Here is a 24,507-nt window from a genome sequence, read left to right on the forward strand (position 1 = left end):
CCCGGCTGCAGGTCCTACGCGTCGGCTGCGCCGTCAACGGCGGCCGGGTCGAGGGAGTCGATGTTCTCCATGAAGCTCAGCATCCGGGCGTTGACCAGGTCGGGGTGGTCGATCTGCGGTCCGTGGCCAGTTGCCGCGACGATCTCGGCGCGGGCCCCGGGGATCAGGCGCGGCACGCGCTCCAGCTGCCGCTTCGGGTGCACGAGCAGGCTGCGCTTGCCCATGATGAGGTAGAACGGCGTCCGGATGGAGCCCAGCTCTTCGTCCGACAGAGGCAGCGGGGCGGGGCGGCGTATCCGGAAGGCGCGGACGCTTGCCCGGATCATCGCGCGCAGTTCGGGAACGACGAGTACCGGCTGTTCCAGCCAGGAGGCGAGGCGCGGGCGCAGCGCCTTGGGGGCGAAGGTCGCGAACAGGCTGGCGAAGATCCATACGAAGAAGCGCAGGCCCACCTTCTCCAGGCCGCCGGGGTCGAGGGCGGTGACGGAGGCGACCCGGCCGGGGCGGAGATGCACCTGGTTGATGACCAGCCAGCCTCCGTAGGAGGAGCCGACGAGGTGGACCCGGTCGAGGCCGAGCGCGTCGAGGGCCTCGTCCATCCACTGGGCCGCGCGCTCGGGCTGCCACATGGGCTCGCGCTGGACGCTGCGGCCCGGGTCACCGGGGGTATCGAGCGCGTAGACGGGGCGTTCGGCGCTGAGCGCGGGGGTGTTGGGGTACCACTGGGCCGAGCAGCCGCCCGAACCGTGGATCAGTACCACCGGTGTACGGGACTCGGCGGCGGGGTCCGCAGGGCCGTACCGGTAGACGTGCGTGGTGCCGAAGCTCGTCTCCACGTCCGTCTCGGAGCGGACGGGCGCGCCGATCGCGTAGAGCGCGTCGCAGGCGGCGAAGTACCGGTCGCGCAGGGTGTCGTTGACGTAGCGGCCGACGTCGCGGCGTACACGGGTCGGGTTGTCGGGCACGGTGGCACCTCCTGGAAGATCCGTTCTTCGTGATACGACCGTATCATGATATTGATACGGCGGTACCATGAAAAGAGGCCACTGATCCATCACCGACGGGCGGAGACGCGAGAACATGCCGAAGCGCGTGGACCACGAGGAGCGGCGCAACCAGATCGCCGAGGCGCTCATTCGGGTCGCCGGACGGCGCGGACTGCACGCTGTCGGCATGCGGGACGTGGCTGCCGAGGCCGGCGTGTCACTCCGGCTCGTGCAGTACTACTTCGAGACCAAGGAGAAACTGCTCTTCTACGGACTCCAGCACCTGACCGACCGCTTCACCGCACGAGTTGGTGCCCGTCTCCGCGCCGCCGGTACGGACCCGGGCCCGCGCGCGACGATCGAGGCACTCCTCCTGGCCTCCCTCCCCACCGACGAGGAGGGCCGCACCTTCCACCTCCTCTACAGCTCCTACTCGATCCTGTCCGTGACCGACGAGGCGCTGGCCGCCCAGCCCTTCATCGACAACCCTGACGCCGCAGAGAACGCCCTGACCGGGCTGCTCGAACGGGCCCAGGCGTCAGGCCTGGCCGATCCCGGAATCGCCGCGCGCACGGAGGCGATCAGCCTGCTCGCCATGACGGCGACCATGGGCACCAGCATCCTCGTGGGTCAGCGGAGTCCGGAGTCGGCCATCGCGGTTCTTCGTCACCATCTGGACCGGATCTTCTCGACCACCGAGACGTCGGCGAACGGGGCGGCGGGCCGGCTCTGACGTGCTGTCAGGGAACGTGTGGCATACGAATGGCGCGTGGGCTCCGAGAGGCCCGGACAAAGAAGAAGGCCCGGGTCTTCCTCCTGGGTGTCAGGCGTGGATGTCAGCCTGTCCCTCGATGCGCACTCCGACGGAGCGGTGGAGCGAGGTGGATGAGTCCGGACCTCGAGAGCTGCCGGGTGTCACATCGCAGGTCGGCGTGGCTGTTGTGCGAGCGCCTCGGTGGTCCCGACCACCGTGATCAACCGTCTGTGGCCGCCCGTAGCTCGTTCGGGTGCGTACCTCGTGCAGGCTTCAGCCCTGATGTCCAGGATTGACCTCGCGATCTGTTTCCTCGTGAAGGTGAAAAAAACATGCTGACGTACGTGGCATTGCTGAACTGGACCGATCAAGGGATCCGGAACTACAAGGACACCGCGAAGCGCTCCGAGGACTTCGGTGCAGCGGCACAGAAGCTCGGGGCGAAGCTGCTGAACATCTACTGGACCGTCGGTCCGTACGACCTCGTGGCCGTCGTCGAGGCGCCCGACGACGAAACCGCTACCGCAGTACTCCTACAGCTCGGCGGGGTGGGCAACGTCCGTACGACGACCCTGCGGGCCTTCGGCCGAGAAGAGATGGATCGCATCATCGGCGAGGCCGCCGGCTGACGACTTCCACTCAACTCACGCGAAGGCGTCCGGCGAACCGGCTGAGCAGCCCGCCTGACAAGTCTGTTGGGGGTCCTGAGTCGGCCACCTGCATACATGTCAGGTCCACCACCTGCTCGGTCACCGTCATCGGAGCGCCGTGGACGGCTGTGAACTGCGCTGAGTGAGACGGAGTCCGATACGGCCCGGCCCGGCTGATCCGCCTCGCCTTGCGCGTACTTCTTCCTGCCCCGGGTCTTGCTGCCGACAGCCGCCTTGACGTACTGCGCAGACCTGACTCCGTACACATGCGACCGGGACAACCGGGGTCCGTCACTCAGGAGCGGGACGGGTTTCCCCGCTGGGGCGAGGTGCTCAGGCCACGGCCCGTGGAGCGCCGGGCGGAAGCGGTCTCCAGGCACGTCGCCTGGCCACGTAGCCTGCGACGCCGATCAGAGTCAGCACAATCCCGAGGCTCCCGATCGTCGTCAACACGTTCGGCGCGGCGGAGTCCTCCAGCGCTCGTCCCTGCACTCCGGAGGCCGCGAAGCTGCCCGACTGCTCACTGAGGTGGTAGCGCGAGTCGTTGGCGTTCGTACGGTGGTCGCCCAGCACAAACAACCGCCCGTGCGGGACCTTCACGTCATACGCTCCGGCCATCACGTTCTCGTCGGCATCCGTCACATACGGCTCGTCGAGTGGCTTCCCGTTCACCGTGACCCGATTCCCGGCCCCCGACACGTGATCGCCGCCCATCCCGGTGATCCGCAGCAACACCGGTTCGGCTTGATAGCGCTCGGGTGCTTCGATGAGCACGACATCACCTCGGCGTATCGCGTTCGCGTCGATCTGCTCGATCAACAGTCGGTCACCCGGACGGTATGTGGGCCTCATCGAGTCGCCCGTGACGGTGACCATCTTGTAGTTCGCCAGGGTGTACACGGCGGTCCCTGCCAGGAGGGCCAACCCGAGTGGTGCCAGCACCCAGGCCGTATCTCTCAACCTGCCGATCGTTCTTCGCTGCCGTATGAGCATCCCACCCCTTGAACCGCCGGCGTGTGGGGTGGGGTGCCCGGTCGGCACCCCACCCCATGCGTCAGGCGTGGGAGCCGGTCTTGCGACGGCGTGCGAGGAACATCGCGCCCCCGCCGATCGCCACGGCCGCACCGCCCGCGAGGGCGAGCTGCGACGTCGCGGAGGACGAGCCCGTGGCAGCGAGGCTGCCGCTCACCGGACGGGCCGACGTTCCGCTCTGCGTCTTGAGGTCCGAGGTTTTCGGTTCGGTCTTGCTGGGCTTGGCGTCGTCGACCTTGCCGGGCTTGCTGCCCGCGGCGGCGATCAGGAACTCGTAGCCCTCGAGGTCCGGGTTCCCGCCGCAGGTGCCGTTGTCGTTGAAGTAGTCACCGGCGACGAAGGTGACACCGTTGCCCGCGGGGGCCGAGGCGTCGATCGTGAGGCGCATCTTGATGTCGGCGTGGGCGCCGGCCTTCAGCGGGCTGATGGCGTCCATGTAGTGCTCGTTGTCGACGGTTTTCCACTTCGAGGACGAGGCGGAGGACCACTGCAGGTGCACCAGGTCGTCGATGGTGTTGAGCCCGCTCCGGTCGGTCGCGTGCACGTAGGCGAACGGAAGCACCTCGTCCATCGTCTTGTCGGTGCCGTTGGTCACCCGGAGATTGAAGTTGACCTTCGTGCCGGCGACGACGGTGGACGGCAGACCCGTGACGACCGTGGTGAGCTTGGCCTCGGGGACGCAGTCCTCACCGTCGTCGCCGCCCTCCTCCTTCGCCTTGGCCAGCGCCTCGTCGGCGGCGGTCTTGTCAGCGAGCGCCTCCTTGGTGGCCTTCTGCGCCTGGCCCAGCTTCCGGAACGCGGCGACCTGTTCGTCGTCCCGCGCGTCCAGGGCCTCCACGGCCTCGGCGTCGGCGGCGGCCTTGGCCTTGGCGGCGGTCTCGGCGTCGGCCTTCGCTTCGGTGAGCTTGGTCGCGGCGGCGGTCTTCTCCTCCTCGGTGGCCGTCTCCGGGAGGGTGTCGACCGCGGCCTGGGCGTCGACGACCGCCTGGTCGGCGACCTTCTTCGCGGTGGCGGCCTCAGCCGCCGCGACCTCGGCGGCCTTGGCGGCCACGGCCAGAGGACTGGTGTCGGACAGGACCGTTTCCAAAGCCGCCTTGGCGGCCTTCTCGGTCTCTACGGCGTCGTCGTACACGGCCTTCGCGATGGCGGCGGCCTTTTCCAGCTCTGCGATGGACGGTTTGTTCTGCGTCTGCGCTGCCGGCTTGTCGGCGGCGAACGCGGGGGTGACCGACAGCAGGAGGGCAGGCATGGTCACTGCGGCGGCAACAGCTGTGGCAAGAATCGGGCGAATCTTCACAAGAGCCCTTCAGTGTCCGAAAAACAAAGGGGGTCGCAGCGGAATGAGGCACGCAGATGCGACTTGAAGTGATCGTATGGCCGGGGCAACGGTCGACCATCACGAGTTCTTCACCTGCTCCGGCCAATATCACAGCACCGTGACCGACAGAAAAGACGAAAGGGTGCAGTTGTATTCACTGCCTGTGCTTTCGCTGTGATCAATACCACAGGGTCCTGGACGCGGTGTTCTGCGTGTCTCCGGCGCCCGCCCCGCGAGCGCCTGCACCTCCGCCTGCGCGTAGCCTCCCCGCTCACCGGCCGCCCCGCGCGGACGTCCACCGCCGCGGCTACGGCAGCACCTGCGGCGCGCCGGCGCAGGCCGTCGGCATCGCGCAGTCCATGCCGAACCCGGACGGCTCGCGCTGCGACATGAAAGGCGACTTCCGCCTGCGGCTGTTCCTCGCGGACGTTCAGCCGCATGCTCTGCGGCCAACCGGGTCAGGCAGTCTCCGTCGAGCTTGGCGACCCAGGCGCTGTCGCGGATCTTGCCGCCGGGTTCGATGGGGCATCCAGGCGCAGCGCGGCACTACCGGCACGGACTGGTGAATCTGCTCGGTGATGGTCATACCGACCGAGTGGGAAGGTCATCGGCCCTGCTTCGCGAGCCATTCGCGAGCCATTCGACGCATGTGTGGGTGCCTTTGCCGGAATCCGTGCGCATGGGCGTCTGCCGCCCTCGCGGCACCTTTTCGATGCCGTTGCGCGCCCTCATCCGTCGCGGGGCTCCGGCGTTTGTCGCCGGTCTCCTGCGGATTCGTCTGCGCTTGGTAACAGAGGGATCTTGTACGGGCGTTCGTATGTCTTCATGGGTGCACGGCATCGGCGGAGACGGCAAAGGGGCGGGCGGACATGGCAAGGCACAAGGGAAGGGGATGGCACGGCCGGCTTCTCGCGGCGGCGCTCGGGGTGACAGCGGTGGCCGCTGCCACCTCGGTGTGGACCGCGCAGGCCGACACTGCCGGAGGGCAGCAGCCGCAAGCGCGTGTCTCGGCGCCGGACGCCCGGTCTCAGGACCGGACCGTGGCCAAGGTGGCGGCAGACATCGCGCATGCCTCGGACCGCGGTGCCCGGGGCGTCAACATCACCATCGACGACGGACCGGACCCGGTCTGGACGCCGCAGGTGCTGCAACTGCTGAAGGACAGCGGTGTGAAGGCTACGTTCTGCATGGTGGGCACGCAGGCCCAGGCGTACCCGAACCTGGTCAAGGCGGTCGTGGCAGACGGGCACCGGCTGTGCAATCACACTGTCTCGCACGACACCACCATGGACACCAAGTCCGAGGCATACCAGTCCCAGCAGATCCTGGATGCCGAACGCATGATCACCAAGGCGTCCGGAGGCGTCCGGCCGCAGTATTACCGGGCCCCGGGCGGTGCTTTCACCCCGTACAGCCGGCAGCTCGCCGCGTCCCGGGGGATGCGACCGTTGGGCTGGAACGTCGACTCCAAAGACTTCGAGCATCCCGGTGTGGACACCATGGTCGCCACGGTCAAGAGCGAGATCTCCAACGGGCCGACCGTCCTCTTCCACGACGCGGGAGGGGATCGCTCCCAGACCTTGGCCGCTCTGCGCGAGATCCTGCCCTGGCTGAAGCAGCAGGGGTACTCCTTCGGCTTCCCCGTGCGGTGAGTGAGGCTCGCCCGCACTGCCATCAGGACCCGCCCCCGGCACCGGCAGACAGGCATGAACAAGTTGGTCGTCGCAATTCCGACCAGCCCCGGACTGTGGTTCGGCCCCACGGTGAAGCCGTGGGGGCAGCGTGCCAGACGCAGGGAGGTTCAAGCCTGCCGAACGGCGTTGCGTGCGCCACTGATTGGCGCATCCGACATCCGGCGCAGCACTCGCTGACTTCGGTGTTCTCGACGTACTTGTCGGTCTTGCCGCCGTCGGCGTACTGCTCGGGGCCGCAGAAATGGTTCTGGTCACAGGTCATGGCCTGCGCGCTGAATGAGCAGTTCGAGTTCCGGACCGGGGGCAGAGCCGGAATTCGCCCGCGGTTCGTTCGCCGGGCAGCGGTGGCCGGGGTGTCCTGGGCATGCGGCATGGAACGGGCCCGGACGAATCACGTCGTCCGGGCCCGCGGGGCAGTGGCGAAGGCCGGTTCAGAACAGGCCCTTGTACCCCTGCCAACCGGTGGCGATCTTCGTACGGCCGCCGAAGGAGCCCTTGCCGTTGCCGTTGTTGCGCCAGACGGTGCCGGAGGTGTCGCGGGAGACGATGTCGGCTTTGCCGTCGCCGGTGATGTCGTCGACGCCCACGATCACGTTGTACGACGAGCCCCAGTCGTTGAAGACCTTCACGCGGCTCTTGAACGTGCCGGTCGCGGTGCCGTCGTAGCGCCACAGCTCGTTCGACCTGTCCTGCACCAGGAGGTCGCCGTAACCGTCGCCGTTGAGGTCACCCGCGCCCAGGATCTTCTTGTAACCCGTCCACTTGGACGCGATCTTCACCCTGGCGGAGAGCTTGCCCGTGCTCGTCGCCTTGTAGAGGTAGACGTCGCCGGTCGAGGACTGGCGGGCGATCAGGTCGGCCCGGCCGTCACCGCTGATGTCCCCGGGCGAGGTCAGCACGTCGTACTGGTTCCAGCCGGTGCCCAGCGAGGTGTACGCGGTGGAAGGCGTCACCGCCGCCCCGCACGCGGGCCGGTAGGCGCGCAACGCACCGCTGCTGAACCGGACGAGCACGTCGTTGCACCGGTCACCGCTCAGGTCGCCGAAGGGCACCGCCTTCACCGTGGTCGGCCACCCGGAGCCCGTTCGCTTCCCGGTGAACGTTCCCTTCCCCGTCCCGTACTGGTACGTCAGCCCGCCCGAGCCGTTCAGCGTCATCAGCTCGCCGAAGCCGTCCGATCCGACGAAGTCGCGGCGGGCCGCGGCGGCTCCGGTGACCTTGACCGTGCCCGTCTTCGTCAGCGCCGCGCCCTGCCCGTCCGCGGGGGTGACGGTCAGCTTCCAGGTGTAGGCGCCGTTGGGTACCAGCCGGCCGGAGCCGTCCTTGCCGTTCCAGGCCGGGGTCACCACACCGCGTGCCGGACCGCCGGAGAGCGTGCGCACGGCCGTACCGGCTCTGTTGGTGATCACGAGCTTCCAGGAGGCCGCGGGCTTGTTCAGCCACCACTTCGGGCTCCACTGCGCGGCGCCGCCCTTGACGTCCACTGAGGCGGCGACGGTGGCGTCGCGCTGGACGAGGGCGGAGACGGGGACGTCGCTGGAGGTCAGACGGATGGTGTTGTCGGAGCGGAGCTGGGCGATCACGCCGGTGTACGGGTCGACGTCCCAGGCGTCCCCCTCGAACTTCCCGGCGGTGTGCGACACGGGCGTCCCGCTGCGGACGTCGATCACCTTCAGCCGGCCGGCCTCGACCGTCGCGACGAAGCCGTCGCCGAGCTGCGCCTGCTCCCAGCCGGAGCCGGAGACGAGGGTCAGGTTCCGCTTGGTGACGGTGTCGTAGACGCCCTGGCCCTCCGAGTTGAGCACGCAGTTCCACAGCAGCCACCGACCGACCGCCTGGAAGTCGTTCAGCAGGCAGCCGCGCCCGAACCACACCGGCTCGCCCCGCTGTCCGGTCAGCAGGTCGACGGGGACCACGGTGTCGTTGCCGGACATCACCCACACGGTGGTGCCCCACATCGCCCGCACGGTCTCCGTCGTCGTGTACACCGTGCGCCCGGTGTCGAGGTCGACGATCCGGGTCTCCGCCGCGCCGGTGCTGTCGTGCGGCCTGGTCAGGGCGGCGAAGCGGCCGTCCGCGGCGGTCGCGGTCCGGTAGCTGCGGGAGCTGTCGATCCGGGTGCCGGGCAGCGACTGGGCGGCCCCGAGGAGTTGGGGCTGCTGAGCGGCGCTCGTGCCGTAGCCGGAGATGACCGTCCGGCCGTCGCCGGTGTCGATGAGACGCGGACGGCCCATCGAGTAGTTCTCCGGCACGATACGGCCGCGGGTGGTGCGCGCCCCCGCCGTGGGGGAGTCGGCCACTGCGGTCTCACGGGTGTGGAGATACGTCCAGTCACCCACGGGGTCCTGCTCCACGGTGGTCAACCGCCCCTGGGCGAGGGTCAGCTGGGAGACCGTGTGGGCGGTCTGCCGGGGGTACGCGTCCGCGATCCGGCGCACGGTGACCCCGCCGCCCCCGGCGGCCTCGATGAGGGAGACGCCCCAGTGGTCCGGGTCGGCGCCGCCCGCGACCAGCAGCCCGCCGTCCGGAGTCGGCATGGCCTGCCGCGACGTCCTGGCCAGCAGCGTCCGCGGCGCGGAGCCGTCGAGGGGGACGGCTTCCACCCGCGAGACCGCGCGGCTGATGTCGTAGCGGCCCAGGGAGGAGTCGTACCGGGACACGACGACGGTGTCCCCGACCAGGCCCAGCACCTGCGCGATGTCGCCGACCGGAACGGTCCGTACGGCGGCGGCCGGGTCCTGGCGGGAGGCGACGTGCAGGGTGCCGTCGTAGAACCACACCAGGTGGGTGGCGTTGAGCGCGACCAGGTAGTACCACGACTGCACGGTGTACGGCAGGGCGGTGAAGCGCCCCTGCTCGACGTCGAGCCACCCGGTGACCTGGTCGTCGCCCTTGCGGTACCGCACGACCTGTCCGTGCGCGTCACCCGGCCCCGCGGCGGACCACAGGTAGACGCCGGAGGGGACGCCTTCCACCGTGCGGTCGGTGACGGAGCCGTCGGCCCGGGCGTCCAGCAGATGCCACACGGAATCGGTGCCCGGGGTTCCCGCCGTCGTGACGACCGTCGACCCGAGGGTGCTGAAGTAGGAGTGTCCGTCGGGGAGTGCGACCGTACTGACCTGGCCGGACGTCACGTTCCGCAGCGTCACGGTCCTGGCGGAGTCGTCGTAGCGGGCGACCACGTCCGAGCCCGCGCCGGCACTCGTGACGCCGTACACGTCCGTGCCCGAGGCGTCGACGACCGTGTCGACACCGTCATACGTCGTCCACAGCTGGCCTCGCCCCTCCTCGTACCGGAGGAACCCCGAGGGCCCCGCGCTCAGCAGGCCCGTCCGGGGAACCATGGCCGTGGTGGCCGGCACGACCACCTCTCCGGTGACGGTCTCCCCATGCGCGCTGCCGGCCGGGCCGAGCCCGAGGGCGAGGGTGAAGGAAACAGCGGCGGCGGTGGCGCCTCGTACGAGCGCACGTCTGCCCATGCAGGACCTCTCCGGGGACGGTAGGCGAAGGTTTGGAGGGACTTGTGCGCACGCCGTTGAGCCGCAGGTCATGGACGCGCGGCACATATGACATTCAGACAGCCCCCCAGGCGAGTGGCCGGATTTTAATACTTTACCTGTGCATGACTTACGGGCCGTGGAGTGTGGTGATGACTGATCACCGCGCACTACAAGCAAGACCCAGGTCCCTGACCCGGGTCCCCATCATGGAGCGGGCGACGAGAATCGAACGGTTCGCGACAGGCCGCCCGCCTCTCAACGGCGGTGACGGCCGCGGAGACGTCGGACGTTGCCGCACTCCACGAAGGGAGAGCCGGCGGTGGGCTCCGCAATCCGCGGACGCGCGCTCCCGCGGGCAGGCAGAGGGGTCGACCGGTGCCGTTCCGCCAGGGGTGAAGCTGTCAAAGAGGAAGTCTCGGGACGTTGGCCCGGGGCCCTCTCGTGGAGCGGGTGACGCGAACCGAGCTCGTGCGCTGAGCTTGGGGTTCACCGGCGACACGATGCGCGCTCCTCCTGAGCCGGGTGAATAGTCCCCAGATGGCAAGGAGTGAGTGCCCTTCCTGCGCCGTAGGCCGTCGCAGCTGACGGTCGCGAACCCTGCGCCTTTCCCGCCAGCGCCGAATCAGTGATGAGGCGGCCGATCACCAGGCCTTCTTGATCAGGACACTGTGAGCGGCGTGGAATCTCTCTCGCCTGCGTCCCTGCCCGATGATTGCTGGGGCCCGGGGAGGGCGCTTGATCTGCGACGGTCTACATCTCCCAGCAGCCCCGGCAGGCTGCGCCCCCTATGTGTGTAAGGGCTTCTGTGTTTCTCGTCCGCACCTCTGCATGCCAGGGCCGAGATTCCGATCTCGAAACTGGCAGAGACCGCTGTTGACCTCCGTAATCGCAGAACTTTACATGGTGGTTCGCAGCCCCCGGCATGTCGCTGAAAATGGAAATCCCGCTCGATTTGGATTCGATAGGAGTTGTCGGTCGGTGCGCGCAGTTCGGTGTTTTGTCTTGATGTGGGCATAGAGCACTTTGAATGCGCAATTTGCTCGCTTTGTCCCTGGCTCGCACGGTCCTCGCGTCGGAAGTCCGACCGACTTCACCTCGGCGACTGACGTCGTTGCTGAAAACAGTGCCGAAGTAAGATGGCGCCCCTTGGGTGTCGCCGCATTTCTCTATGAGTGCTGCGCTTCTTCGGTGATGCAGGAGAAGTTGTCCGCTGCTCTCCCGGAAGGAATTTCTCGCAGGGTTGGCCGGTGCCACCGTGAGCGCGAAGACATGCGTAATGGGAAGTGGTTGATCCTTTTCGTGGTAGAGTCTTAATGAATTCACAGGACGCCGCGATTAAAAGGGGAATGGCGTGAATACCGAGAAGGTTACGGCTCGACGTCTTACGGCCGAGGAGATTTCAGGCTTGGGTCTCCAGGACGGTATCTTCGTCTCGGCAGGGATGGGTGGCCTTCCTCTCGACTGCTATGCCCCGGCTTTCCTTACGGAGCCGGGCAAAAATTTCGAGGGAGGGTCCTTCGCTGCGAGGACAGTTTTCGGTGAGGAGATTCACGTCCTCCCGGACAATGCTGAAGAGGGTGGGATCTGGATTGCTGACAAGGCGGGGGAGGAAATCGAGGTTCTCCGGAGTGCCGGCGTCCTCCTGAACCTTGCCCTCTTCGTGCCCAGCGGGAACAAGGAATCCCTGGAGTCGCTCTACTCCGCCGCGCGGGACGCGTTCGGTGCGGGGGTCGTTCAGCGCTGGAGCGAGGAAGTCGTCGCGGTGCCGGACGTCAAGGTCGACCTGTACGAGGAGCCGGCCCGGGTGCGGAAGAACACGAACGGCCAGAACCGCGACCGCCGCGCCCTGGACATCTACCCGACCCGAGTGCGGTTCCTGGAGCCCAGTGAGGGCTGGAAGTTCATTGTCGAACCGCACAAGGAGATCGTCGATGACACACCGACGATCTGACCTGATGGCAGCCTAGAGGCCACGCCGGAGGCACAAGCCCCCTCCCGGCGGCGGATTCAAGAGGGCGTAGCAACCCGCTGGTCAAGCGGCTGTTGTCAGCAGTTCAGTCAGACGCTCGGCTGGAGTTTCCCAGCCGAGCGTTCTGCGTGGGCGGGAGTTGGATTCCGCAGCGACAGCGCCCAGGTGGTCGCGGTCGCGGAAGGGAATGGGCCTGGGGCTGCTGAGGCCTCCCCCCAGAGCTCGCCGTGACGGCCAGAGGTGTCCACGATTCAAAGGCACCGGCAGTTGGGGGCTTTACGAACCGCAGGGCTCCAGACAACAAAGAAGCCCCCGGCCGCTGACCTGGGGCTTTTTCATGGAGCGGGTGACGAGAATCGAACCGTCGTCGCCCCCGCCCGAAGCCGTTGTGGTGCTGTCCCAGGCAACTGCAGCACCCGCGGTCCGGAACCCGTAGGACAACCGGGCTTTATCGCACGTTTGGCAGCGGCGGCCACTCGATCCGTGTTGCCAACGGCCCCGGCGTATACCCGCCGGGGCCGTCCTTTCAGGTCGTTGCACGTGAGAGTGCGCGGACCCGGTATTCGCAAGGAACTTTTACCGCACAAGGAGGCATTCCGTGTCGATGGGGTGCGTCGGCCCCCGGAGCCGTCTTTTGCGTGGCGTCAGCTCTGTTCCTCTTCTTCGCTTCCATGAGCCGGTTCCCTGGTGCTTCAGTGTGCCATCACGGGTGTGCTTCCTTGTGCCCAGTCGACGGTGACGAGCCCTTCGCCCACCAGATATGTGCAGGCTGCTGCCAGGTCCTACTCAGGGATTTGAAGACCGTCGCACAGCTTTGCCCCGGTAACGCCAAGGAAGCGATTGCCTTCCGTGGTTTTGTACAGGGCCTTCATGATCGCGTCGCGGTAGTGCTTCCGCTCTTGCGGTGTTGCCATGAGCACCGCCCACTCGTGCCGGGCACCGAATCGGAGCCTGTGGGACAGGCGCGACAGGTATGCCTGCCCCGCCGCCCGTTGCAGGCCCTCGCTTCAGATTTCGTCCGTCTGTGTGCGGGCGTCCTGGGAGGTTTGACTGGTTACCAGCCAGGGCCGTGCCGGCTGTGGCGTGTGAGTGGTGTCGACGGTGAGGTGGAGGCGGGTTCCGCCCGCGTCGTCGACGGGGTAGCTGCGCTGTTCGGTGGCGCCGAAGCAATGACGGAGAGCTTCTGCGACCTGACGGGCGACTTCGGGGGACTCGGCGACGATGCGCACGTCGGCATTGCCGGCCGAGGGGAGTTCTGGTGACTTCACGGTGACCTCGCTCATCAGGGACGACAGGGATGACGTGTCGGTGGGTGTGATGCCGTCGCGCCACACCCACCGCCCCCAGTCAGAGAGAAGGCCGGTGTCATCCATGGCCCCCCGGCGTGGTGCTCGCGGTGGATGGCTGCGGGCGGTTCAGAGGGCTCGGTCTGCTGCGCGGGGAGCCGATGGATCAGGAACCTTTCCGCGATGACCAAGTTGGTGATCACAGTCCCGGTGGTGATCGTCTCCACGCCCCTCACTTCCCTCGAGCTGAGGTCAGGAGCCCGGTTGGGTTCCCTGCCGCCGAGGCGGCTCCGCCTTCGGTCTCCCACCCTTCTTCCTGCCACAGCGCCTCCCGCGCTTCACGGGTGGCGTCCTCGCTCGCCATGAGAGCGCTGGCGCTCAGGAGGCCGCCGGGAGTGGCTGCGGCGGACATCAGCCGGGCGGCGGCGGCAGCGTCGGTCTCCGGTGGGATCACCAGCAGGTCCCAGCGTCCCGCGGTGTAGGAGAAGAGGATCAGTTTGTTCGGGTCCTGCTCTTCGGCGAACCAGCCCACGTGCACCGTGTGCCCGGTCACCGGCACCCTTCGCGGTACCACGGGCCAGTAGGTCGGGTTCACCGTGACATGAGTGATCCGGTCCCAGCGCGCGTCCAGCGCGTCCGTCAGAGCGGGGAGTTCGCGGGAAAGATCGCGAGAGCGAGGCCACCAGGCGCCGTCCAGGAGACCCGGAGGCGATCCTGCCGGAGTGAAGGAAAGGCGGGCCTGTGACGAAGGTACGCGCTCTCTGATGATCGTGCGGTCGATGGTCGCGGTCATGGCGCGGACCTGTCCCCGGGGTTCGTCTTCGACGTCCCGGTGCTGTTGCTCGCCGAGAACGGCACCGGCATGAGAGCCGGTGTGCGAAGTACTCCCGGTCTCTTCACTTTACTCCGGTCGGCGGTCCGTAAAGGCACGCGTGACCAGGAACCTTCCTGGCGAACACGGGTCCGGCTCCGCCGCCGCGCGGCGCGCCCGCCACCCTCCCCGGCAGGCGGAGTACGGTGAAGTGACGAGGTGACCTCGCCGGGCGGACGCACCGCCCCGGAAGGCGGGCGAACACACATGGCCGAATCCGACACTCCCAGCGTCCCGCAACTTCTGCCGGACGCGGCCCACCAGGCCGTCAGACCCGGGACGGCCCTCTTGAGGCTGGTGACCACGCACACCCGCGAGCAAGTTCTCGACGGCGCGTGGTGGCCGCGTTCTCACGACATCGGCGCTGAGCTCCCCGGTCTGATCGCCGCGCTGACCGAGCACCTCGGCCCCATCCTGCGCGTCGGCCTCGACGCCGGTGCCTGGGAAGAACTGCCGACCCGTCTGGTCATCGACGACCGGGTCGTCCACATCGACTCCTTCCCGGTCGGCGACGACACCATCCTGATCACCCGAGGCGACCAGGACCACTTCACCCTGCTGGTGGTCCCACCGCACGCGACACCTGAAGCAGCCCGCGCCGCGATGGGCAGGGCCGTCCAGGCCGGCAACGTCACGCAGGCCGAGCAGATCCTCATCGATACCGGCACCCGTCGCGCACACCCGGTTCCCGCGGAGGAACCGCAGACGGGCCGCGAACGCGGTGAGCAGTGAGGAAGCCGTCGAGGCTTCGGCGCTCCTTCGGTGAGAGGGATGCAGGTTGCCGCGAAGGTGCAGCTTGGACAGGCGCCCATAGGAGACACTGTGTTATGTGACGCATGCGCAGAGTGATGGTGGTGGTGAGGGTCTGTGTGGCGCGCTGAGCACGTCGGCCGTCCTGCCGGGGCTCGACAAGGAGCAGCTGCGGCTGCTGCGTCGGGTGGGGCGTGAGTGGGGGCGGGTGTCGGCTCCCGAGGCGTGGCACCGGGCATTGCCCGTGGATTCCGATCTGGGCAGATTTCCGTCCCCTGCGGAGATCCAGCCTGTCGGTTGGGGTCGTCTGGTCAGCGTCTCGCCTCTCGGCGGACAACCATTCGCCCCCGACGAGGCCGCGGGAGAGCGGCCCCCCGGCCGACTGGGCCGCTTGGGTTACCACGTGCGGCGCGTCGTCCTCGGGGCCGCTCTGAAAAGCACGGCGATCGCGCAGGAGCGGATGCGCAAGGCGGTGGCGTTGCCCGTCCTGTCCGCCGACGCCCTTTCCTCGGTTGCCTACGGGCCCGAGGCCATGCTCGCCGTCCTTGTGCTCGGCGGTGCCGCTGGACTCGCCTACTCCGTGCCGATCGCCGCAACGATTGCCTTCCTGATGCTGGCGGTGGGGGTGTCGTACCGTCAGACGATCCGCGCATATCCGCACGGCGGTGGCTCGTACATCGTCGCCAGCGACAATCTGGGCCGCGTTCCTGGGCTGATCGCCGCCGCCGGCCTGATGACCGATTACATCCTCACGGTCGCCGTGTCGATCGCCTCCGGGGTCGCGGCGATCGCCTCGGCGGTTCCCTCACTCGCCACCGATGCCGTCCCGATCGGCGTCGGCGTGATCGCCCTGCTGCTCGCCGGGAACCTGCGGGGCATCCGGCAGGCCGGCGCACTGTTCGCCGCGCCGACCTACGCCTTCATCATCGCGGTGTTCGCGCTCGTCGCTGTGGGCCTCGTGGACGCCGCAGGCCGTGGTTTCCACCCCACTGCGGCTCCGCACCTGAACGCCACGGAGAGCGTCGGCGTACTGCTGGTGATGCGCGCCTTCGCCTCCGGGGCCACGGCGATGACCGGCATCGAGGCTATCTCCAACGCGGTGCCGGCATTCAAGCCCGTGGAGTGGCGCAACGCCCGCACCACGCTGACTTGGATGGTCGGTCTGCTCATCGTGCTGTTCGCCGGCACGGTCGCCATGGTCCGACTCGACGGTGTCGTGCCCAGCACCCAGGAGACGGTCCTCTCCCAGCTCGCCCACCGCAGCTTCGGCTCTGGACCGCTGTACGTCCTCACGCAGGCCGCCACGGCCGCGGTCCTGCTGCTCGCGGCGAACACCGCTTACAACGACTTCCCCCGCGTGCTGTTCCTGCTTGCCCGTGACCGACACGCCCCACAGATCTTTCTGCGCCTGGGCGACCGCCTCGCCTTCAGCAACGGGATCATTCTGCTGTCGATCGCGGCGGCGCTGGTCTACGTGGCCTTCAGCGGCATGACGGCATCCCTGATCCCGCTGTACGCCGTCGGTGTCTTCCTGGCCTTCACACTGTCCCAGGCCGGAATGGTGGTCCACTGGTGGCGCCTGCGTGAACGCCACTGGCGCAAGAGCCTGTTCTTCAATGCCACTGGTGCCCTGCTGTCGGCCGTCGTCTTCCTCACCGCCGGCATCACCAAGTTCACCGAGGGCGCATGGGTCGCCGTGCTTGCCGTCGGACTGTTTCTCGTGGTGACGATGCGCATCCGGCGCCACTACGAGACCGTCGGCAAGGCGCTTCGTCTGCACCCGCACGCCATTGAGTTGCCCACCCCAACCATCCCCGCACACCCCAGTCGTGGCGCGGCACAGTCCCCGGCGACAACTTCGCAGCTGCCCGAGGCTCTCCCCGACGCCCGGACGGAAGAAGAGGACGAGGAGACACCCGAGGAGATCCGCCACCTATCGGTCGTCCCCATCGCGACCATGGACTTGGCCGGCATGCGCGCACTGGCCTATGCCGCCTCGCTCCACCAGCCCGTACTCGCACTTCACGTCAGCTCCGAAGAGGACGAGGCGGAACGCTTCCGCGAGTACTGGACCCTGTGGGGCGACCACCTCCCGCTGGAAGTCGTGGTCTCCCCCTATCGCGCGATCGTCGCACCACTGGTCCACTACATCGAAGCCCTGCACGCAAAGCGCCCGGACCTCACCTTGACGGTCATCCTGCCGGAGATCGTCACGATGCGCTGGCGGTACCGCCTGCTGCACAGCAGGATCGCCCCACGGCTGCGACACGCACTTCGCCCGCTGCCGAAGATCGTCGTCACCACCGTCCCTTTCCACGTGTAGCCACCTTCCCGTGGCCACGCTTGTGGCTTCGCGGCATGCCGATTACCACATCGCCCACCTCAGCCTGAATCCCCGAGGGCTGTGGCCAGGCGGTCAGGGGGAAACGGCCGCCTGCGCGGTGACCTGGCGGCGGGCGAGGCGGAGGCTGCGGGTGAAGGAGAGCCGGTCGGCTTCGAGTTGGGCGGCATCCGCGGTGGGGGGCGAACCCTGCCGAGCGCTGCCGGGCCTGCTCCCCGAGGGCACGGTGGTCAGTCGCGCGGATGGCGTCCGCTCATGTCTGGGGGCCCGCCGTGCGAGGCAGGACGATTCCTGCGTCCCCGATGGTCGCCGGACCGATACGGAGCCTCCCGTGCGGGCAACTGGACGGTCTCACGGCACCGGCTGCCAGCAGGGGACTGCCAGCCGCAGGGCCGCGCGGGTTGTGTGGTCAGCTGAGGAAAGACAGCCGGACTTGGCGTTCGGGGCTGTCCCGGTCGGTGTTAACCAGTACGACGGACTGCGAGGTCCCCAGCTCCAGCTCACCGTCGACCACGGGCAATGTGGCGTGTGGTGGGACCAGAGCCGGGAGCATGTGGGCCCTGCCGCGGCCAGGACTGCCGTGGCGGTCTTGCCAGCGGTCGTCCGCGGGAAGAATGTTGCGGAGGGCCGCCAACAGGTCATCGTCACTGCCCGCGCCGGTCTCGATGATGGCCAGGCCGGACGTCGCGTGGAGGGTGAAGATGTTCAGCAGCCCGTTGCGCCCGTGAGCGGCCTCTCGGAGGAACGCGGAGCATGCGTTCGTGAGGTCGTGCAGGGTCTCCGCGGAGCCGGTTGTGATGTTGATCGTGCGGGTGGTGAAGGTGCCAGCCATGGTTCACCGATACCCATTGCGGAGCCCGAGCACTGACGGCCGGATGGGTTGTTCCTCCGGGACTCCACCGGCAAGGGCACGCGCTCCCCGAGGCCAACGGCACCTGGAGTACCTGGCACCGCGTAGTCCGGGCAGCTCGGACGTCGCCCGGGTTCCGCGTCAACCATGCGGTGCTTACTCAGTGGGAAGGTCGCTGACCTGCTTGTTTGTGCTCAGAGGCAGGGATGGCGCGGGCTCTGGTGGCCGTGCTTGACCGCTGCTGTCCGCTCCGAAGGGCACGGATGGGGCACGGTCGCTGGGGGCTGAGTAGCCTGACGTGCATCTTGCTGAGCGTGTCCGGTCTCCATGCGGCCATCAGTCTTCGTGCGGGGCCTCCAGCTCTTGGAGTCGTTCGCCGATGTCGTCGGCCCATGCCTGTGCCCACTGCCGCAGCCTGGTGATGGCTTGCTCGTCGAGTCCGTAGGCGGCGAATTCCGTGTCGTCGATCCAGTCGGCTCCGCCCAGTCGCGCTTGCAGCTCGCTCAGTTCGAAGGAGTCGCGGGCATGGCGCCGTCCGAGCTCCTCGAGTTCGACATGGCTCCAGCGGTCCGCAGCGGCTTGTACGTCGATCAGGTCCCTGGCGAGTCCGCGGTCGGACAGTGCACGGACCTTGGTTCCGACGACATCTTCGAGGGACAGCACCAAGCCGTGCTGTGTGTGCACGGGTGGCCGCCAGAGTGCTTCCTTGAGGATGTCGACCTCGCACTCTTCGCACCGCCTACGGCGAGCACGTCTGCGAGCAGGCGACGGTGCAGGTCTGTGAGGTTCACGCAGCGGCCTGGGCGCTGTGGGCCAGTTCGTCGAAGGAGCGTTCCCAGACTTCACGAACATCACGGCTGATCAGTGTGGGCCACAGGCTGATGAGGAGGCTGCGATTGAGGTACTGGACCAGGTCGTCGTGCTGGCCCTCGGCCAGGACGATGCGGTAGTAGCTCATCCGCAGCCGGGGCTGGTCGAGGTCGAACGTGGTCAGTCCTGACCACACAAGGTGGAGCGGCAGGCTCACTGTGCCGTGCTCGGGGCCGGCAAGCTCGGAGAGCGCTGCGGGCACGCGCCGGGCGAACTTGGCGCGGCGGAGATCGGAAAGACCGGGCTGTGATGCCATGCGTCGATTATCCAGGAAGAGGCCCCACGGGCACTCGGCCAGCCGGTGACACGGCATTGCCAACAGAAGAAGCCCCCGGCCGCTGGCCTGGGGCTTTTTCATGGAGCGGGTGACGAGAATCGAACTCGCGCTCTGAGCTTGGGAATCACTCGGTACTTGGGGGTGAGTATGGACGCTGACCTGCGAAAACGGCCCGGAAAAGGGCCGGTCGAAGTGCTGCGCCGACTCCTTTGTCGACCGCTGTTCACCGCCTCCACTGGCACGTTGTGGCACGGCCGCCGACTTCGTGCGGCGCCTGTCCTGGGCGAGGAAACCCTGGCGCCAGGTGACTGTGTGCCTCACGGATCAGGCACCACCCATTTCCGTGGCTCCTCGCTCCTTCGACTTGATTCGATCCATGAGAGTGCTCCATAGCGTCAAGGATCGGCGGCATCGAGCCCGGTTCCCTCTGGCCTCGCTGTGGCTCCGCTCATGAGATGTCGGACGCTTGTTATGCCCAGGTGCGTGAGCACAGTACGAGGCGGTAGCCGTCCGGGTCGGCGATCGTCACTCCATGCTCGTCCCAGTACGGGTTGTGTGCCGGGACCCGGGTACCGCCGGCCGCCGCGAGGCGGTCGATCAGGGCTTCGTCCACCGGCTTGCCGAGGTAGACCACGAACAGGTCGTCCACCGTTGGGGTCGGCTCCAGTGGGTGGTCTGGGTCATGCGTGAGCTCGAAATGCCAGGTGCCGCCGGTAGGGCCGAGCATCAGCAGGTCGTGCTCGCCCGGCACACGCTCGGTCGTCTGCCACAGGACGGTCAGCCCCAGGCCGTCCCTGTAGAAGCGTTCTGCGGCGGCGAGGTCCCGCGAGGGCCGGGCCACCCGGATCGGGGTCGTGGAGTCGATCACGCGGAACGCTCCAGCGCCGCGCGCCAGACAGCGCTGTCGACGTAGTGGTTGTCAAAACGCTCCGAGGACTCGGCGATCTCCTTCGGGTCCGCTTCGCCACGCATCACCCGGCCGAGCAGGCGCAGGTAGTCGAACCTGCCCACGCCGGGGGTGAAGACGAAGAGGACATCCGCTTCACAACCCGGGGCAGCCGCGAAGGCGTGCGGGGTGTGGGGAGGCACCGCGAGGAAGTCGCCTTCCTCGAGGACGGTGACTTCCTCGCCCACCAGAACCTGCAGAGCTCCGCTGATCACGAAGAACAGTTCCGTTGCCCTGGTGTGGAAGTGGGCCGGCGCCCCTGTCGCGCCCTCGGCGAAGGTGGATCGGTAGCTCGTGATGCCGCCTGCCGTGCCGTCCGAGTCGGCCAGAAGAGTCATCACACTGCTCGGGTCGGCACAGGTCTCGGCATCTGCGTGGCGGGTCAGTAGCGCCGCCGGCGGAGTCTTGGACGCGGACATGGTGGGTGTCTCCTTGTTCATGATCATGATCCTCGGATTGTGAATGGCCGTCGTACAGGTCGTCTCCGGCGTCGCGCTGGAGACCGGGGCAGGGTGATTCAGTCGCCCATGGTGATCAGGGCCGCGATCGCTGGGCCGAAGGCGCCGCCGAGCTGGTAGCAGAGGTTGAACAGGCCGATCGCCGTGGGGCGTTGGGCGGTCGGCGCGGCCTGGGTGGCGAACACCGCGAGAGTCGCCTGGCCCGCACTCGTCGTGAAGACGGCCAGCGTCGCGACCAGCAGGAGCAGTGGCGCCCAGGGGGTCAGTACTGCGGTGAGCGGAGCCAGGGCTCCGGCCGTGAGCAGGATCGTCAGGACCCGCGGGCGGCTCATCCGGGCCGAGGCGGCGGCCAGCACCATGGAGAGCACCGACCCTGCGAGGAGGGCGACCAACTGGCCGGTGCCGATCGTGGAGGTCGACCAGCCGGTACGGTCCCGCAGCAGCTGCGGGACGGTGAAGAGCAGCGTGAAGTACGAGGTCGCGAAGGTGCAGGCGAGCGCGGCGGAGAGAACGAACGCCCTGGTGCGCAGCAGCGATGCCGGGACGAAGCCTGTGGGGTTGGACCGGATGTGCAGGGCCAGCAGCGCGGCCATCACCAACGAGGCGGTCACAGCTGGGAGCGGGTAGCGCGGGATGAGTACCAGGGCCGTCGCCATCAGGGCCAGCAGGGCGGCGCCCCGGCCGTCGAAGGGGGAGCTCTGCTGCGGTGCGGACAGGTCGGCGTGGCGCATGACGGCCGGCAGGGCGAGGAGTGCGACCGCCCCGACGGCGAGGGACGCTCGCCAGGAGGCCGTGCTCGCGATCGCCGAGCCGAGCAGCGGCCCGACCGCGCCCAGCGTCCCGAAGCCTGCTGTGATCACGCCCATCCTGCGGACCGAGCCCGCCAGGCTCATCGCCGCTGTGACCAGGCCCGCGCCGCCCATCGCCTGGGCTGCCCGGCCCGTCATGGCCAGCGGCAGCCAAGGCGCCACGGCGACGACCGCGGTGCCGGCCACGATCAGGGCCGTGCTCAGCCGGAGCGTGCTGCCCAGCCCGCGGCGACGCTGCAGGCCCGCCATCAGCGGAGTGCCGACGGCGATGGCCCAGGCGAACGCCGTGACGAGCCAGGTCGCCGTGGCTGTACGGATGCCGAGCGAGTCGGCCATGTCGGGGAGGATCAGGACCGGGCTGTTGGCGCTCGCGGCGAGTGGCGTGGCCAGCAACGCCAGCCATGCGGTGGGGACATGGCGCGATTCCCGCGCGGCAGCGGGGGCCGGTGCCTGCGCGGTGGGGCGGGGGTGGGTTCGGTCGAGCAGCGGCATGGCGGGCTCCGGAAGGTGAGGCGGTTGGCGCGGACGGTTCGCGAATGCGCCGAGGCGGTCGGGACAGTCCGGGGCTCCGACGGTCTGAAGCTCCGGTGGTCCGAGCAGCCAGGGAGGCTCGGTGGAGCAGGTCGCTCAGACCGTGGTGACGACCTCGTCGTAGGCGAGCCGCGGTGAGCGCGCGTGCCAGGCGGCCGCGCCTGGGCGGCCGATGTTCACGACCATCAGCGGCGTGTGGTCGTCGTCCAGGAACTCCTTCTGGACACCCGGGAAGTCGAACCCGGTCATCGGCCCCGCGGCCAGCCCCGCCGCGCGCACGCCGAGGATGAAGTACGCCGCCTGGAGCGTCGCGTTGAGCAGGGCGGACTCCTCGCGGACCGGGCGGTCGGCGAAGACGACGTCCTTGGCCTGCGGAAAGTGCGGGAGCAGCGCGGGGAGTTCCTCGTGGAACTCGTTGTCGGCGGCGAGGATCGCGACCAGCGGCGCGGCCGAGATCTTCGGCCGATTGCCCTCGTCCATGTGCTGCGCGAGCCGCTCGCGGGCCTCGGCCGAGCGGACCAGGGCGATCCGTAGCGGCGACTGGTTGTAGGCGGTGGGGGCGTACTTCACCAGGTCGTAGATCGCCTGGACCTGCTCCTCGGTCACCGGCTCGCTGGTGAAGGTGTGGGCGGTACGGGCCTCACGGAAGAGGAGGTCCTGAGCGGCGGGATGGAGGGTGAGCGAGGACATCGAGTGCTCCTGTCGTTCAGCCTTGATAATCTCAACGTTGAGATAAAAGCAGCTTGACTCCTTCAACGTCAAGTCTCTTAACGTTGAGAAGGTGTCCATTGAGAGGAATGTGGCGATGAGCGATGCCGTGGACGCGATCATCGGTCAGTGGGCCAAGGAGCGCCCCGACGTGGTGGAGGATCTCTGGCCAGTGGAGCTCTTCGGGCGGATCCAGCGGCTGGCCCGGGTGGTCGACAAGTCCGCCAAGGCCACGGCCGCCGCGCACGGAGTGGAGCACGGCGAGTTCGACGTACTCACCACACTGCAGCGCTCAGGGCCGCCCTACGCCCTCACCGCCGGATCCTTCCTCAAGGCGTCCATGGTGACCTCCGGCGCGATCACCAACCGCATCGACAAGATGGAGGCCAAGGGCCTGGTCGAGCGGGTGCGCGAAGGCGACGACCGGCGCACCATCAAGATCCGCCTCACCGAACACGGACACGAGGTGACCCGGGCCGCCTTCGCCGACCATCTGGCGAACTACGCACGGCTGCTCGCCGATGTGGACCGCGACCTGGTCGAGAAGACCGCCGAGGGCCTCCGGCAGGTGCTGGAGACCCTGGGGGACACCACCGTCAAGTGAGGGCCATCGACAGTCGTGAGCCGGAGGTGACGGGCCGTCGCACCCTCAGGCGCATGACCCATGCCGACGACGACCCCGCCCGAGCTCGCCTTCAGTCGAGGGAGCGCACTCTGCGCAGGCGGTTTCGGGCTGCCACTCCCGTGGAGGCGCGTGTCGGTGACGGTCCCGGTGTCCGGGGTGCCCGGATGTCCGGCTGTCCGACGACCAACTCGCCGCCGTGCCGGGGTGGCCGTGGCCGTGGTCGCGGCGTCTACTTCATGGACCCGGCAGGCCATGCCATGGAACTCATCACCGTGCCCTATGGCGGCTGGCCGTCGTAGTCGCGGACATCGACGGTCGCGCCCCGCACGGCGGGACGCGGCCCTCGATGCAACCAGCAGGCGGGAGAACTCCCGCGTCCCGCGGGTCCGCCGCGCGGCGCGTCGTGGCGCGGGAAGGACCTCGGTCGGGCCTGGTCGGATGGAGCGAGTGGCTGAGTGCGGGGACGTCGGCGTGCGGGTCACGCCGACGGGTAGTCGCGCAGGGTGATGTTCTCGGCGGCCCGGCGGGCGATCTTCTGCCGGCGCGGTAGTGATGTTGGTGAGGGGCTCTCGCGAAGCCGACAAGGCGTTGCGCATGTCGGCGGCATGCTCCCAGCGGCGTGCTGCTCGATGCTGCTCATGGGGGCGTCTTCTTCACGGCTGCCCACCGGACCATCCGGTTACAGTTATTGCAGATGCATTTTTCGCCGGGGTCAGTGATGGGAGGCGGCCGTGGCTCGTTCCAGCGTTCTTGCCCGTGCTGAGAAGGTCGAACCGAATCCCTCGCACCAGGGCGCGCTCGCCGCGACTGCTCGGATGGCACCGGAGTCGGTCGAGGTGGTGGTGCGCACCCCGGATGGCGGCGAACTGGCACTGCCGGGGGAGCTGGTCCGCATTCTTCTGGCGTCGGCCGGTGAGCTGGCCCGCGGGCATGCGGTTACGGTCCTGGCGTCCGAGGTGCAGTTGTCGCCCTCTGAGACCGCTGAACTTCTGGGTCTGTCTCGGCCGTTCGTCGCACGCTTGCTTGATGCCGGCGACATCCCCTCGATGAACCTGCCTGGCAGCAGTCACCGCGTGGTCCGCCTTGCGGACGTGCTGGCGTTTCAGCAGCGGCGTGAGCGCCGCAGGGAGGGGCGGCGTCAGATCGCCGACGCCTTGGAAGGCGTCGACCTGCCCTATTGATGTGGGTGTCACTGGCAGCCGTGAAAGACGTGAAAGAGAAAGAGGGGGAGCGTGGCAGCGCGGGTTTTTGTGGACACCAACGTCTTGTTTCCGTTCTCGGT

20 protein-coding genes and 2 pseudogenes are annotated in these 24,507 nt (G+C 68.1%); 9 read left to right on the top strand and 13 right to left on the bottom strand.

The genetic code is table 11. The features are described from left to right. Window positions 1-14: 14 nt before the first annotated feature. Window positions 15-965: an alpha/beta fold hydrolase gene (locus IEZ15_RS13720; RefSeq protein ID WP_189276833.1), complete on the bottom strand. Its 951-nt coding sequence runs from the start codon at window positions 963-965 to the stop codon at window positions 15-17. A 115-nt stretch (window positions 966-1,080) separates the two neighbouring features. Between IEZ15_RS13720 and IEZ15_RS13725 the strand changes: the two genes are divergently transcribed. Beyond that, window positions 1,081-1,719: a TetR/AcrR family transcriptional regulator gene (locus tag IEZ15_RS13725; protein WP_189276835.1), complete on the top strand. Its 639-nt coding sequence runs from the start codon at window positions 1,081-1,083 to the stop codon at window positions 1,717-1,719. 353 nt (window positions 1,720-2,072) lie between these two features. Continuing rightward, complete coding sequence (locus IEZ15_RS13730; protein ID WP_189276837.1) at window positions 2,073-2,369, top strand: GYD domain-containing protein; 297 nt, start codon at window positions 2,073-2,075, stop codon at window positions 2,367-2,369. A gap of 354 nt (window positions 2,370-2,723) precedes the next feature. Here IEZ15_RS13730 and lepB read toward each other — a convergent pair whose 3' ends face one another. Then, window positions 2,724-3,350 carry a signal peptidase I gene (gene lepB / locus IEZ15_RS13735; protein WP_229845875.1) on the bottom strand — a complete coding sequence of 209 codons (627 nt, stop codon included), beginning with the start codon at window positions 3,348-3,350 and terminating at the stop codon, window positions 2,724-2,726. 94 nt (window positions 3,351-3,444) lie between these two features. Beyond that, window positions 3,445-4,719, bottom strand: a complete 1,275-nt coding sequence (locus IEZ15_RS13740) for an LAETG motif-containing sortase-dependent surface protein (RefSeq protein WP_189276841.1) — start codon at window positions 4,717-4,719, stop codon at window positions 3,445-3,447. A gap of 890 nt (window positions 4,720-5,609) precedes the next feature. Here IEZ15_RS13740 and IEZ15_RS13745 point away from each other — a divergent pair. Continuing rightward, window positions 5,610-6,392, top strand: coding sequence for a polysaccharide deacetylase family protein (locus IEZ15_RS13745; protein WP_189276843.1), 783 nt, complete (start codon window positions 5,610-5,612; stop codon window positions 6,390-6,392). 473 nt (window positions 6,393-6,865) lie between these two features. Here the strand turns inward: IEZ15_RS13745 and IEZ15_RS13750 are convergent, their stop codons facing one another. Then, window positions 6,866-9,913 (bottom strand): FG-GAP-like repeat-containing protein, encoded by a 3,048-nt coding sequence (locus IEZ15_RS13750; RefSeq protein WP_189276845.1) that lies wholly within the window; start codon window positions 9,911-9,913, stop codon window positions 6,866-6,868. A gap of 1,372 nt (window positions 9,914-11,285) precedes the next feature. Here IEZ15_RS13750 and IEZ15_RS13755 point away from each other — a divergent pair. Further along, window positions 11,286-11,885, top strand: coding sequence for a hypothetical protein (locus IEZ15_RS13755; RefSeq protein ID WP_189276846.1), 600 nt, complete (start codon window positions 11,286-11,288; stop codon window positions 11,883-11,885). Between the two features lie 1,025 nt (window positions 11,886-12,910). Here the strand turns inward: IEZ15_RS13755 and IEZ15_RS13760 are convergent. Next, entirely contained in the window at window positions 12,911-13,171 is a 261-nt protein-coding gene (locus tag IEZ15_RS13760; RefSeq protein ID WP_189276923.1) for a hypothetical protein, read from the bottom strand. A 250-nt stretch (window positions 13,172-13,421) separates the two neighbouring features. Further along, window positions 13,422-13,982, bottom strand: coding sequence for a DUF5994 family protein (locus IEZ15_RS13765; protein WP_189276848.1), 561 nt, complete (start codon window positions 13,980-13,982; stop codon window positions 13,422-13,424). A gap of 285 nt (window positions 13,983-14,267) precedes the next feature. Here IEZ15_RS13765 and IEZ15_RS13770 point away from each other — a divergent pair, with 285 nt between their 5' ends. Further along, window positions 14,268-14,792, top strand: a complete 525-nt coding sequence (locus tag IEZ15_RS13770) for a DUF5994 family protein (RefSeq protein WP_189276850.1) — start codon at window positions 14,268-14,270, stop codon at window positions 14,790-14,792. 478 nt (window positions 14,793-15,270) lie between these two features. Beyond that, window positions 15,271-17,133, top strand: coding sequence for an APC family permease (locus IEZ15_RS13775; RefSeq protein ID WP_229845885.1), 1,863 nt, complete (start codon window positions 15,271-15,273; stop codon window positions 17,131-17,133). A 427-nt stretch (window positions 17,134-17,560) separates the two neighbouring features. Here the strand turns inward: IEZ15_RS13775 and IEZ15_RS13780 are convergent, their stop codons facing one another. The 7 genes and pseudogenes from IEZ15_RS13780 to IEZ15_RS13810 all read right to left on the bottom strand — a co-directional run bounded on the left by IEZ15_RS13780 (window position 17,561) and on the right by IEZ15_RS13810 (window position 22,582). Beyond that, on the bottom strand, window positions 17,561-17,983 hold the full coding sequence (locus IEZ15_RS13780; RefSeq protein ID WP_189276852.1) for a YjbQ family protein: 423 nt from the start codon (window positions 17,981-17,983) through the stop codon (window positions 17,561-17,563). 354 nt (window positions 17,984-18,337) lie between these two features. Next, window positions 18,338-18,733 (bottom strand): annotated as a pseudogene (locus IEZ15_RS13785) (nucleotidyl transferase AbiEii/AbiGii toxin family protein); the annotation flags it as partial. A 55-nt stretch (window positions 18,734-18,788) separates the two neighbouring features. Beyond that, window positions 18,789-19,127: a transcriptional regulator gene (locus tag IEZ15_RS13790; protein WP_189276853.1), complete on the bottom strand. Its 339-nt coding sequence runs from the start codon at window positions 19,125-19,127 to the stop codon at window positions 18,789-18,791. A gap of 490 nt (window positions 19,128-19,617) precedes the next feature. After that, on the bottom strand, window positions 19,618-20,016 hold the full coding sequence (locus IEZ15_RS13795; RefSeq protein ID WP_189276855.1) for a VOC family protein: 399 nt from the start codon (window positions 20,014-20,016) through the stop codon (window positions 19,618-19,620). After that, window positions 20,013-20,534 carry a cupin domain-containing protein gene (locus IEZ15_RS13800; RefSeq protein ID WP_189276857.1) on the bottom strand — a complete coding sequence of 174 codons (522 nt, stop codon included), beginning with the start codon at window positions 20,532-20,534 and terminating at the stop codon, window positions 20,013-20,015. Before IEZ15_RS13800 ends, IEZ15_RS13795 begins: the two co-directional genes overlap by 4 nt. Window positions 20,535-20,611: 77 nt before the next feature. After that, window positions 20,612-21,853 (bottom strand): MFS transporter, encoded by a 1,242-nt coding sequence (locus tag IEZ15_RS13805; protein WP_189276859.1) that lies wholly within the window; start codon window positions 21,851-21,853, stop codon window positions 20,612-20,614. Window positions 21,854-21,988: 135 nt separating this feature from the next. Further along, window positions 21,989-22,582: a malonic semialdehyde reductase gene (locus IEZ15_RS13810; protein ID WP_189276861.1), complete on the bottom strand. Its 594-nt coding sequence runs from the start codon at window positions 22,580-22,582 to the stop codon at window positions 21,989-21,991. Window positions 22,583-22,673: 91 nt separating this feature from the next. Between IEZ15_RS13810 and IEZ15_RS13815 the strand changes: the two genes are divergently transcribed. The 3 genes and pseudogenes from IEZ15_RS13815 (at window position 22,674) to IEZ15_RS13820 (ending at window position 24,406) form a co-directional block, all read left to right on the top strand. Continuing rightward, on the top strand, window positions 22,674-23,204 hold the full coding sequence (locus IEZ15_RS13815) for a MarR family winged helix-turn-helix transcriptional regulator (protein ID WP_308427402.1): 531 nt from the start codon (window positions 22,674-22,676) through the stop codon (window positions 23,202-23,204). A 236-nt stretch (window positions 23,205-23,440) separates the two neighbouring features. Next, window positions 23,441-23,524: pseudogene (locus IEZ15_RS44630) on the top strand (VOC family protein); the annotation flags it as partial. A 432-nt stretch (window positions 23,525-23,956) separates the two neighbouring features. After that, window positions 23,957-24,406, top strand: a complete 450-nt coding sequence (locus IEZ15_RS13820; RefSeq protein ID WP_189276862.1) for a helix-turn-helix domain-containing protein — start codon at window positions 23,957-23,959, stop codon at window positions 24,404-24,406. Window positions 24,407-24,507: the final 101 nt, after the last annotated feature.

Origin of the sequence: Streptomyces atratus (genome assembly GCF_014648655.1) — a bacterium.
GTDB classification, from domain to species: domain Bacteria; phylum Actinomycetota; class Actinomycetes; order Streptomycetales; family Streptomycetaceae; genus Streptomyces; species Streptomyces atratus.

What these genes read in the sequence shown, in the direction of transcription:
- IEZ15_RS13745 (WP_189276843.1), top strand. Translation starts at nt 5,610, where the DNA reads ATGGCAAGGCACAAGGGAAGGGGATGGCACGGCCGGCTTCTCGCGGCG.
- IEZ15_RS13770 (WP_189276850.1), top strand. Translation starts at nt 14,268, where the DNA reads ATGGCCGAATCCGACACTCCCAGCGTCCCGCAACTTCTGCCGGACGCG.
- IEZ15_RS13750 (WP_189276845.1), bottom strand. Translation starts at nt 9,913, where the DNA reads ATGGGCAGACGTGCGCTCGTACGAGGCGCCACCGCCGCCGCTGTTTCC.
- IEZ15_RS13790 (WP_189276853.1), bottom strand. Translation starts at nt 19,127, where the DNA reads ATGGCATCACAGCCCGGTCTTTCCGATCTCCGCCGCGCCAAGTTCGCC.
- IEZ15_RS13800 (WP_189276857.1), bottom strand. Translation starts at nt 20,534, where the DNA reads ATGAACAAGGAGACACCCACCATGTCCGCGTCCAAGACTCCGCCGGCG.
- IEZ15_RS13810 (WP_189276861.1), bottom strand. Translation starts at nt 22,582, where the DNA reads ATGTCCTCGCTCACCCTCCATCCCGCCGCTCAGGACCTCCTCTTCCGT.
- IEZ15_RS13730 (WP_189276837.1), top strand. Translation starts at nt 2,073, where the DNA reads ATGCTGACGTACGTGGCATTGCTGAACTGGACCGATCAAGGGATCCGG.
- IEZ15_RS13805 (WP_189276859.1), bottom strand. Translation starts at nt 21,853, where the DNA reads ATGCCGCTGCTCGACCGAACCCACCCCCGCCCCACCGCGCAGGCACCG.
- IEZ15_RS13765 (WP_189276848.1), bottom strand. Translation starts at nt 13,982, where the DNA reads ATGACCGCGACCATCGACCGCACGATCATCAGAGAGCGCGTACCTTCG.
- IEZ15_RS13780 (WP_189276852.1), bottom strand. Translation starts at nt 17,983, where the DNA reads ATGGCTGGCACCTTCACCACCCGCACGATCAACATCACAACCGGCTCC.
- IEZ15_RS13725 (WP_189276835.1), top strand. Translation starts at nt 1,081, where the DNA reads ATGCCGAAGCGCGTGGACCACGAGGAGCGGCGCAACCAGATCGCCGAG.
- IEZ15_RS13775 (WP_229845885.1), top strand. Translation starts at nt 15,271, where the DNA reads ATGCGCAAGGCGGTGGCGTTGCCCGTCCTGTCCGCCGACGCCCTTTCC.